The organism is Homoserinimonas sp. (assembly GCF_056262345.1).
In genome coordinates this window covers 1-10,753 of sequence record NZ_JBACFR010000298.1, presented here as the reverse complement: position 1 = coordinate 10,753, position 10,753 = coordinate 1, and the positions used below count along the sequence as shown (strand labels likewise).

At 62.8% G+C, this 10,753-nt stretch carries 10 protein-coding genes; 7 read left to right on the top strand and 3 right to left on the bottom strand.

Annotated elements, in window-relative coordinates; translation table 11 throughout:
- Nucleotide 1: 1 nt before the first annotated feature.
- The 3 genes from AC062T_RS13580 (at nucleotide 2) to rpsA (ending at nucleotide 4,453) form a co-directional block, all read left to right on the top strand.
- Nucleotides 2-1,633, top strand: a complete 1,632-nt coding sequence (locus tag AC062T_RS13580) for a DUF885 domain-containing protein (RefSeq protein ID WP_476030881.1) — start codon at nucleotides 2-4, stop codon at nucleotides 1,631-1,633.
- Nucleotides 1,634-1,902: 269 nt separating this feature from the next.
- Entirely contained in the window at nucleotides 1,903-2,877 is a 975-nt protein-coding gene (locus tag AC062T_RS13575) for an epimerase (RefSeq protein WP_476030879.1), read from the top strand.
- 127 nt (nucleotides 2,878-3,004) lie between these two features.
- On the top strand, nucleotides 3,005-4,453 hold the full coding sequence (gene rpsA / locus AC062T_RS13570; RefSeq protein ID WP_108516477.1) for a 30S ribosomal protein S1: 1,449 nt from the start codon (nucleotides 3,005-3,007) through the stop codon (nucleotides 4,451-4,453).
- A gap of 95 nt (nucleotides 4,454-4,548) precedes the next feature.
- Here rpsA and AC062T_RS13565 read toward each other — a convergent pair whose 3' ends face one another.
- On the bottom strand, nucleotides 4,549-5,151 hold the full coding sequence (locus AC062T_RS13565; protein ID WP_476030877.1) for a DUF4126 domain-containing protein: 603 nt from the start codon (nucleotides 5,149-5,151) through the stop codon (nucleotides 4,549-4,551).
- Between the two features lie 32 nt (nucleotides 5,152-5,183).
- On the opposite strand from AC062T_RS13565, the gene coaE reads away from it, so the two are divergent.
- Nucleotides 5,184-5,828: a dephospho-CoA kinase gene (gene coaE, locus AC062T_RS13560; protein ID WP_476030875.1), complete on the top strand. Its 645-nt coding sequence runs from the start codon at nucleotides 5,184-5,186 to the stop codon at nucleotides 5,826-5,828.
- Here coaE and AC062T_RS13555 read toward each other — a convergent pair.
- Together AC062T_RS13555 and AC062T_RS13550 are read right to left on the bottom strand one after the other, a co-directional pair.
- Complete coding sequence (locus tag AC062T_RS13555) at nucleotides 5,825-6,814, bottom strand: M56 family metallopeptidase (protein WP_476030873.1); 990 nt, start codon at nucleotides 6,812-6,814, stop codon at nucleotides 5,825-5,827. The two genes, coaE and AC062T_RS13555, sit on opposite strands and share 4 nt — an antisense overlap.
- Nucleotides 6,815-6,861: 47 nt before the next feature.
- Nucleotides 6,862-7,251, bottom strand: coding sequence for a BlaI/MecI/CopY family transcriptional regulator (locus AC062T_RS13550; RefSeq protein WP_476030871.1), 390 nt, complete (start codon nucleotides 7,249-7,251; stop codon nucleotides 6,862-6,864).
- A gap of 141 nt (nucleotides 7,252-7,392) precedes the next feature.
- Between AC062T_RS13550 and AC062T_RS13545 the strand changes: the two genes are divergently transcribed.
- The 3 genes from AC062T_RS13545 to AC062T_RS13535 all read left to right on the top strand — a co-directional run.
- Nucleotides 7,393-8,970, top strand: coding sequence for a cytochrome ubiquinol oxidase subunit I (locus AC062T_RS13545; protein ID WP_476030883.1), 1,578 nt, complete (start codon nucleotides 7,393-7,395; stop codon nucleotides 8,968-8,970).
- 24 nt (nucleotides 8,971-8,994) lie between these two features.
- Nucleotides 8,995-10,026, top strand: coding sequence for a cytochrome d ubiquinol oxidase subunit II (gene cydB, locus AC062T_RS13540; protein WP_476030869.1), 1,032 nt, complete (start codon nucleotides 8,995-8,997; stop codon nucleotides 10,024-10,026).
- A 5-nt stretch (nucleotides 10,027-10,031) separates the two neighbouring features.
- Nucleotides 10,032-10,753: ABC transporter transmembrane domain-containing protein (locus AC062T_RS13535; protein WP_476030867.1), on the top strand; the 722-nt coding region annotated here is incomplete at its 3' end.

The following is a 10,753-nucleotide window of genomic DNA, read 5'->3' as shown; positions in this document are numbered from 1 at the left end:
CATCGCAGAGGGCTGGATCAGCACCTACATTGACCTCGACCCGACCGTTGCGACATACATCGGAGTCGCCGGCAGACTGGGCGAATACGCCGACTACTCGCCAGCCGGCGCCGAGGCCATGGCGGAGGCCAAGCGCAAGGTCATAGCTGCCCTGGATGCCGCAGACGCTGTCGACAGCGTCGATCGTGTGACGCAGACTGATCTGCGGGCGAGCCTGTCCCTCGATATTGAGGCGCATGCAGCCGGACTCCACCTTCGCGACCTGAATGTGCTTGCCTCTCCTGCAACGGAGATTCGGGACATCTTCGACCTTATGCCCACGGAGACCGAAGCGGACTGGGCCGACATCGCCGGGCGCATGAACGCCGTCCCCGCGGCGCTTGCGGGCTACACGGAGACCTTGCGCAAGGGAATCGACGAGGGCATAACCCCTGCACGCCGTCAGGTGCTTGCGGTCGCCCAGCTCACCGACCAGATCGCCGCTCCCGCAGGGTTCTTCACCTCGTTCTCCACGAGTTCCTCGCTCGACTTGCCAGAGACGCTCCGAACAGCGCTAGCTACAGGTGCGGCGTCGGCAACCGAGGCGTATGCCGCGTTCACCGAGTTTTTGCGCTCCGAGCTGGCTCCCGTGGCCACGACGGTTGATGGCGTCGGGCGCGAGGCTTACGCTCTGCACTCGCGGCGCTTTCTCGGCTCGGCCATCGACCTCGACGAAACGTATGAGTGGGGCATCGAAGAGCTCGCCCGTATGCGTTCCGAGCAGGAGGCGATCGCTCACGAAATCAAGCCCGGTGCATCGGTGGAGGAGGCAATTGCCATCCTCGATGCAGACCCCACCCGTCTGTTGCACGGCACCGACGCACTTCAGGCATGGATGCAAGAACTCAGCGACCGGGCCGTCTCAGAACTCGCGCAGAGCCATTTCGACATCCCTGCTGAGATTCGGCGGCTCGAATGCATGATTGCGCCCACCCAGAGCGGCGGCATCTATTACACGGGCCCGTCGGACGATTTCTCCCGACCCGGTCGGATGTGGTGGTCGGTGCCCGTAGGCGAAACGGAGTTTGCGACCTGGCGCCAGAAGACGACCGTTTTTCATGAGGGAGTTCCTGGGCATCACCTGCAGATTGGCCAGGCCGTCGTCAATCGCGGTCAGCTCAACACGTGGCGTCGGCAGCTCGCCGGCACATCGGGCCATGCGGAGGGCTGGGCGCTGTACGCCGAGCGTCTCATGGAGCAGCTCGGCTACCTCGATGACCCTGCAGACCGCCTCGGGATGCTTGACGCCCAGCGGATGCGCGCTGCTCGCGTTGTCCTCGACATCGGCGTGCACCTCGGCAAGCCCCGCCTCGACGGCACCGGCTCGTGGGACTTCGACTACGCGCTCGCCTTCTTCCGCGAGAACTGCCACGAGAGCGACGCCAGCACGCTGTTCGAAGTGAACCGTTACTTCGGATGGCCGGGTCAGGCGCCGTCGTACAAGGTCGGTCAGCGTTTGTGGGAGGAACTGAGGGACGAGGCGCACCGCCGCGAGGGCGATTCCTTCTCCATCCGGGACTTCCACAGCCGGGCCTTGGCGCTCGGGGGAGTCGGTCTCGACACACTGCGCACCGCAGTACTCGATTTCGACTAAGCGTCCTCGCAGTGGGGGAGCCGAACGCATCACCGTATGAGGTTGTGTTGGGCGATCGACTCCTCCACCACCTTTGATCGGGTAGGTTCGCCGCGTCGTCTTCTCTGGCCAGTTCTCTGGGTCTTGGGGAGGGCGGGGAGTGAGTTTCCGGGCTGGCACGAGCAGGTACGTTTCACCGTAGTCAGCAGGCCTGTACCGGAACCCCGCGCTCGGTAGACTTTATGAATACTCGGGTTTTTTAGATATGAACTCGCGGGGGAGGCGGAGCAATGAGTCAGCGTGTCGTCGTCGCGGGGGCATCGGGATTCATTGGCACCCGACTCGTGGAGTCTTACCGCGTGGCAGGGGCCAGCGTTTCTACAATCGGACGCCCAGGGGCGGACGCCGTGTGGGGCGATTCTGCCACGATCACCGCACTCCTCGACGGTGCCGACCTAGTGGTCAATCTCGCAGGCAAGAGCGTGAACTGCCGATACACGGAGGCGAACCGCGCGGAGATCTTTCGGTCGCGACGCGAAACTACACGCCAAATTTCGGATGCGATCGCCGCCTGCGCCGCACCTCCGCCGGTATGGATCAACTCATCGACCGCCACTATCTACCGTCACGCCGACGACCGTCCGATGACCGAGTCCGGCGGCGAGCTAGGGCAGGGCTTCTCGGTAGAGGTGGCAAAGGCTTGGGAGTCTGAGTTCTTCAGCGCCGAGTTGCCGGGGACGAGGCGTGTCGCGCTGCGAATCGCCATCGTGCTCGCAAACGGCAGCGTGATGAAGCCGCTCACGAGGCTCGCGCGATTCGGGTTGGGCGGACCTCAGCTCGATGGGCGCTGGTTCTCCACCCGCCGCCGTCGGAATGCGGGCACCTTTCACGCCTACCGCCCCACCAAGGGGCGTCAGAAGTTCAGTTGGATTCATATCGATGACGTCGTCGGAGTCATTAAGTTCGTGACGGAGCGACCCGACATCGAGGGTGTCGTCAACGTTTCCGCCCCGAATCCCACCGACAATGCCGAGCTGATGTCCACGATCCGTAGACGGCTCGGAATACCCTTCGGTCTCCCCGCGTTTCGATGGATGCTCGAGCTTGGTTCCGCGCTCATCCGCACCGAAACGGAGCTGGTTCTCAAGAGCCGCTGGGTGCTTCCGGAACGACTCGCTGCGGAGGGGTTTAGCTTTTCCCACCCGTCCATCGGGCCAGCAATCGCCCAGATTCTCGCGGTAGAAAAGCCCCGGCAGACACGATAAGCTAGAACGTCACGTTTGTGACGCCCCTATTCGACCGTCGCGGCGAAATCATCAATCCTGAGCAGTACCTCGCCGTGACCTGATTATGTGCCGAACCTCGGCATTTCCATCCTGGAGCAACTACTAAATGACAATCGCAACGACCGGTAAGGCACCCAAGCAGGTCGCCATCAACGACATCGGATCTGCTGAAGACTTTCTCGCCGCGGTCGAAAAAACGCTGAAGTTCTTCAACGACGGAGACCTCATTGAGGGCACCGTCGTCAAGATCGACCGTGATGAGGTTCTCCTCGACGTCGGTTACAAGACCGAGGGTGTTATCCCCTCCCGCGAACTTTCCATCAAGCACGACGTCAACCCCGACGAGGTAGTCGCTGTCGGCGACACCGTCGAGGCCCTCGTTCTCCAGAAGGAGGACAAGGAAGGTCGTCTGATCCTGTCCAAGAAGCGTGCTCAGTACGAGCGTGCGTGGGGCGACGTCGAGAAGATCAAGGAAGACGACGGAGTCGTCACCGGTACGGTCATCGAGGTCGTCAAGGGCGGCCTCATCGTGGACATCGGCCTCCGTGGCTTCCTCCCGGCCTCGCTCATCGAGCTTCGCCGCGTTCGCGACCTCACGCCGTACCTTGGCCAGGAGATCGAGGCCAAGATCCTCGAGCTCGACAAGAACCGCAACAACGTTGTTCTGTCGCGCCGCGCGCTTCTTGAGCAGACGCAGTCCGAGAGCCGCACGACGTTCCTCAACAACCTTGCCAAGGGCCAGGTTCGCAAGGGTGTCGTCTCCTCGATCGTCAACTTCGGTGCATTCGTGGACCTCGGTGGCGTCGACGGACTCGTTCACGTCTCCGAGCTCAGCTGGAAGCACATCGAGCACGCCAGCGAGGTCGTTGAGGTTGGCCAGGAAGTCACCGTCGAGATCCTCGAGGTCGACCTGGACCGCGAGCGCGTTTCGCTGTCGCTCAAGGCAACGCAGGAAGACCCGTGGCAGGTATTTGCTCGCACCCACGCCATCGGCCAGGTTGCACCGGGCAAGGTCACGAAGCTCGTCCCCTTCGGCGCGTTCGTTCGCGTTGCAGAGGGCATCGAGGGCCTCGTGCACATCTCGGAGCTGTCCGGCAAGCACGTTGAGCTCGCCGAGCAGGTCGTTTCGGTCGGCGAAGAGGTCTTCGTCAAGGTCATCGACATCGACCTCGAGCGTCGCCGCATCTCGCTGAGCCTCAAGCAGGCCAACGAGGGTGTCGACCCCGAGGGCACCGAGTTCGACCCGGCGCTCTACGGAATGCTCACCGAGTACGACGAGCAGGGCAACTACAAGTACCCCGAGGGCTTCGACCCCGAGACCAACGAGTGGAAGGAAGGCTTCGAGGAGCAGCGCTCCAAGTGGGAAGCCGACTACGCCGCCGCTCAGGCTCGCTGGGAAGCACACAAGAAGCAGGTTGCTGCTGCCGCCGTCAAGGAGATCGAAGACGCTCCTGCCGCCGGTGGTTCGTCGTTCTCGAGCGAGTCGGCTTCGGCTGGCACGCTTGCTGACGATGAGGCTCTCGCCGCTCTGCGCGAGAAGCTCTCGAGCAACTAAGCAGGTCGACGCCTCTGGCGTTATTCGACGAAACGGTCGGGTCCCTCGGGGCCCGGCCGTTTCGGCGTTAACCACAACCGCAACTGCCGAGGTGGTCAGGAACTCTTCTCGTGCTTGCGTGCGGCAGCCGATGCCCTGGCTTTACGAACGCTGCGCACGCCCCACCAGATCAGCAACGGAACCGCGACCAGGATGAGAATCGGAACGACAATGGCCGCTATGGCCAGGCCAACGCTGCTTGCGTCTTCTACCGTGCTCAGAACCGGCGCAGCAGCGCCCATCGTGAGTGCGTTGGCTGCTGGCCGGGCGATCGCTTTGGTCAGGTGGACCACGAGCGCGATAGCGGCTCCCGTCACGAAGGGAACCCAGTTTGATTCAAAGAACTGGGTCGGATCGGTGACCGCTGCCGTCTCCATCGAGGTTCCTGACCCGAAAGCTAGTCCACCTGCTGTGGGGCGAACGAGTGTCTGTACCCAGTCGTTGATGGAGTCGACCGCGGGAATCTTGTCCGCGACTGCTTCGATCACCAACAACACGCCAAGGATCGCGAGCACCCAAGGATTCTCGAGCCAGGTCCAGTTCGGCGGGAGCTCGACAAAGGGCAGGAAGCGGCTTGCGATCCCCATTATCAACAGGGGAACGTAGGCATTGAGTCCCGCAGAGAGAGCCAACCCAGTCCCCGTGAGCAATTCCAGCATCGTTGCTCCTTTCGGCTGAGCAGGACAGTAGCATGGGCCCCGTGTTACTTATTGGCCTCACGGGAGGCATCGCCTCGGGAAAGTCTTTGGTCGCAGCGAGACTGGCAGAACTCGGCGCCCATCACATCGACGCAGATGTCTTGGCCCGCGAAGTCGTTGCACCCGGCACCGATGGTCTCAGGGAGATTGCGGATGCCTTTGGCGCCAGTGTGCTGCAGCCCGATGGCAGTCTCGACCGCGCAGCACTCGGGTCAATCGTCTTTAGCGACCCAGAGGCGCGCGCCACCCTCAACGCGATCACCCACCCCCGGGTTCGTGATCTCGTCGCCGAACGGGTAGCCCAGGCGGAGGCCGCCGATCCCAACGCCATCGTGATCTATGACGTGCCGCTGCTTGCAGAATCGGCACAGAACAACCGTCCGCGACTTGATTCCGTCGTCGTGGTGCATTCGGATACCGAGGATCGCATCCGTCGCATGGTCGAGGATCGTGGCATGTCCAGAGAAGAAGCAATGCACCGCATTAACTCGCAGTCGACAGACTCGGAGCGTCTCGCGATCGCGGATGTTGTGCTGGACAACCATGGCACGCGGGAGGCGCTCCTGGCTCAGGTCGACGAACTATGGTCTGCGCTGCTTTCGCGAAGCCAGCAGAGCCAGCAGAGCAAGCGGAGCTAGATCGAGGGCAGGAGCAGCAGCGCTGTCGGCACGGCGAGCAGGGCGAGTGCCAGGGCAACCGCCACCGCTCGCGCGGCGAAGGAGAGCGGCCGATGCCCCCCTCGAAGCCTGGCTATCCTCAGCGCCGAGGACGGGCTCGCCATCTGCACGGATTGTTCGGCCTCATCGGCGAGGAATACGTCACTCGCGGGACTCCGATCGGCCGCGGGGAGTGGCACCGAATCCCGCCACCCGTGACCTCCGATCGCCACGAGTGCGATCGCTCGCGCCAGCGTCGCATCTGCAACGACAAGCCTGGCCTTGTCGTCGGCCAACATCTCCACCAGTGACGCGACAGCATCCTGAGCGCGCGTGGCAATCGGGAACCAGGGGAGCGAACGCCGCCACGCTCTGAAGGCGAGAAGCACCAGGTAGTGGCGCTGAGTAGCGTGCGCCTCCTCATGAGCAACCACGGCGCGGAGTTCTTGGTCGTCCAGAATGCTCATGAGGCCGGCCGAAAGAACGGTGATGGATCGGGTTGCGCCCGGCAGGCAGTATGCGACAGGCGCATCGTGGGCCAGCAACAGAGTGTCGGGCCGTTCCGGCATGGGGGAGCTAAGCATGCGAACGAGGTCGCGGTGACGGCGACGGGATCGCTCATCGCGCACGAGCGCGAGCATGAGGTTGAGCAGCAAATGGATGGTGAGCAGGATGGCACCGCTCAACGCGAACATGTGAACGAAGTCGGCACCCGACGGCAGGGTGCCCTGCTGTAGGAAGCTAGCGAACGATCCGCTGGCCGCGAGGAGGTTTTCGCCGAAAGGCTGTAGCCCGTAGACGAGCAGCGCGCCGATCATCGACAGGCCGCCGGCGAGGGCCACCGCCTGCCAGACAATAAGTGCGACGGCGGGGGATCGCGAAGGCCACGATGCCCTGGCAAGCAGAATCGGCACCGGCCATGCCAAGACAACCGCCAAAACGGCGAGGGCGATTGAAGTCTGCAGCACTCTGCGACGCTATCAGCGGTTGAGTGGGATGCTTCGCAGCGACCGAGCTAGCGGGGCAGGCTCGCGCCGTCGAGCATCCGCCGCAAGAGATCCGCTTCATCGGGGCCGACACTGCCGACAAAGCGCGCCAAGACGGCTTCGCGATCGGGAGCGGCACCGAGCACATCATGCATCAGCTCGGCCATATACGAGGCGCGGTTAGTCACCGACAGGTAGAGGTGAGGGCGCGTGGTGCGGTCTCGGGTAACAAAGTTTTTGCGCTCGAGGCGAGAGAGCACGGTGAGCACCGTGGTGACGGCAAGTTCCCTACCGGCTCCCGTCTCCCCGGTGGCCAGACGGTCTCGAACCTCAGGGGCGCTGAGCGCCGCGGTCGAGTCCCAAAAAAGGTCCATAACCGCGCGTTCGAGTTCGCCAAGCTGAGGAGAGATGCGTGCCATGACCAAGACTTTACATGAATTCGAAATGACTCTACATGAGGTAGAAATCGATTTCGACATGGTGTAGAACTTAAATGTCTACACGTTGTAGAACTCAATAGCGGGTCATCGCCTGCACCAACCGGAGGCATTGTGGAAGCGATCGACCCCCTACTTATTGCACGCTGGCAGTTCGGTATCACCACGGTCTACCACTTCTGGATGGTGCCGTTGACTCTCGGCCTCGGCCCGGTGATCGCATTCATGCAAATGCGATGGCACAAAACCGGCGACGACCGCTGGTACCGCATGACCAAGTTCTGGGGAAAGCTCTACCTCATCAACTTCATCATGGGTGTCGCCACCGGCATCGTGCAGGAATTCCAGTTCGGACTCGCCTGGAGCGAGTACAGCCGCTTCGTCGGCGACGTGTTCGGAGCCCCTCTGGCGATGGAAGCGCTTCTGGCGTTCTTCATCGAATCTACGTTCCTGGGCCTCTGGATCTTTGGATGGGGGAGGCTGCCGAAGAGGGTGCACCTCGCTTGCCTGTGGATCGCCGTCGCAGGATCCGTCGTCTCGGCCTACTTCATCCTCGTTGCGAACTCATGGATGCAGCACCCCGTGGGCGTAGAGCTGGTCGATGGCTACCCACAGATGGTTGACGCGTGGGCCGTGTTCACCAACAACACCGCTATCGCCGCCTTTACCCACACAATCTTTGGTGCCTTTGCGGTCGGGGGCGGCTTCATGCTCGGCATCGCCTGGTACCAGCTCTGGCAGCGCCGCCGCGACGGCATCGACACCGTCGACGTTGATGGCAACGTCATCGTGGGCGAAGCCCTCGACATCCCGGGGCGAGACAAGAACGACCACAAGGTATGGCTCAGCTCGCTCCGCATCGGCGCAATCGTCGCCATAGTCGCCTTCGGCGGGGTAGCAGTCACGGGCGACACCCAGGCCAAGCTCATGTACGAGCAGCAGCCGTTGAAGATGGCTGCTGCCGAGGCCGCATGCCACACCGGCACCAGCTTCTCCGTGCTTTCGATCGGCCCCCTCGGCACCAAGGACTGCAACGAGGTGACCACGATCATCGAGATCCACGGGCTGCTGTCGTTCCTTGCACACGGAGACTTCACCACCGAGCTGCCCGGCCTCAATGAACTCGTGCCCGAGTATCAGGCCCGTTACGGCACCAACCTGCCCGACGACCCGATTCTCGGTCAGCGCGCCGGCGAGGAGATCAACTACGTGCCCATCATGGAGGTCACCTATTGGGGCTTCCGACTGATGATGGGCTTCGGAATGCTCGCGGCTGCGGCCGCAGCGGTTGCGCTGTTCCTCACACGCAAGGGCACCGTGCCCAAGAGCAAGGGCATCATGAACCTGGCGGTTGCCGGAATCTTCGCGCCCTTCGCGGCCAACTCAGCCGGGTGGATCTTCACCGAAATGGGGCGCCAGCCGTTCGTCGTCGCCCCCAACCCCACGGGGCTCGACGGCGTGATGATGTTCACCGCGGCGGCGGTCTCACCCAGTGTGAGCTTTGGCGAGGTGCTGTTCTCGCTCGCCTCCCTCACGCTCATCTACGGCGTACTCATGGTGTTTGAGGTCATGCTCATTATTCGCTACGTGAGGGGCGGTGTGGCTAGTGCCGTGCCAGAGCTCCTCACCAAGAAGAAGGATGGCGATGGCGACGACGGGGCTGCTCCATCCGACGACGATGTCCTCTCGTTCGCGTACTAATCATCGACGGCCAAGGAGCTGATCATGGAATTTCTTCCTACCCTCTGGTTCGTGCTGATCGCGGTGCTTTGGACGGGCTTTCTCTTTCTTGAGGGTTTCGACCTCGGGGTCGGCATGCACATTCTGTTCTCGGCCAAGAACCCGCAGCAGAAGCGCGTTATGCTCAATACCATCGGGCCTGTCTGGGACGGCAACGAAGTGTGGCTTCTCACCGCGGGCGGGGCAATGTTCGCGGCCTTCCCGTTCTGGTATGCCTCGCTCTTCTCGGCGCTATACATCCCCCTCGTACTTGTGCTCGTGGGATTGATCTTCAGGGCCGTAGCCATCGAATACCGGGGCAAGGGCACGACAACCCGGTGGGTCAAAGGATGGGATCTGGCTCTGGGGCTCGGGTCGCTCGTCAGCGCATTTGGGGTGGGAGCGGCTCTCGCTCTCACGACTACCGGTCTGCCGCTGGATAGCAACGGCGACAGGGTAGGCGGGGCGTGGGCCTGGTTCAACGGCTATGCGATCCTTGGCGGTCTTGCCGTTGTCGGCTTCTGCCTGGTGCACGCTGCGGCGTTCCTCGCCCTCAAGACCGATGGGGACGTGCGGCAGCAATCCCGGCGGTTTGTCGCGGTTGCGCTGCCGTTTGCTCTGCTTCCTCTTGCAGGATGGGTGCTCGCAATCCAGTTCACCTCGGGCAATCCCATCACCTGGGCGCTGGTCATCGTCGCAGTCGTCGCCGGAGTGCTCGCATGGTACGCCAACCGTGCAGGGCGCGAGGGCAGGTCCTTCCTCTATCTCGGCACCTTCCTGCTCGCGGGATCCGCGTCGATCTTTGCGGCGGTCTTCCCCACGGTTCTGCCGTCGACCCTCGACCCCGCCTTCGACCTCACCGTGACGAATGCGTCTGCATCCGACTACACGCTCGGTCTGATGAGCATCGTCGCCGCGTTCGGGGTTCCCCTCGTTTTGGCCTACCAAGGCTGGACCTACTGGGTCTTTCGCAAGCGCATCTCGTCCGCCAGGATTCCTGAGGCGATCGAGGTTGTCCCAGCCATTCGACAGAAATAGAAGTAATGCCACGATCACCCATGGCGGGGCTCGGAGCGCTTGAGCGACCGGTGCTCTACCTCCTCGGGCTCGCCAGCGCCCTCAAAGCGGCATCACTCATCGGCATTGCCACGGCACTGTCGGTCGGAATCGTCAGCGCTATCGACGGCGACGATCGATGGCGTGACGCGGTTGTGTGGGGTCTTGTCTCTGTTGCCGCACGAGCCCTGGTCACGTGGGCCCAGCGGGTGATTTCCGCACGAGCGGCGCTCGGCGTTAAGGAGCGGCTCCGCTCCGACATGGCGGAGCATCTCGTCACCTCCGGCGGAGCGAGGGTTGGTTCCCAGTCGACCCTGGCGACGCTGGGGCTCGACGAGCTCGACAAGTACTACACGGTGTTCCTGCCCGCCCTGATCAATGCGGCGTGCATCCCGCTTCTCATTGGCGCGCGCATCCTGTTCGCCGACTGGGTGAGCGCCCTCATAATCGTGCTGACGGTGCCCCTGATTCCCGTTTTCATGGTGCTGATCGGGCAGCACACAGAAGACCGGGTCGAGGTTGCGACCACTCAACTTGGCAGGCTTTCCGATCATCTGGTGGAGCTCGTGAGAGGCCTGCCAGTGCTCGTGGGCCTTGGCCGCGCTCGGGAGCAGGTTGCCGCACTCAGCGCACTCTCGGAGCGGTTTCGCGCCACAACGATGCAGACCCTCAAGGTCGCGTTCCTCTCGTCGCTTGCGCTCGAACTCAT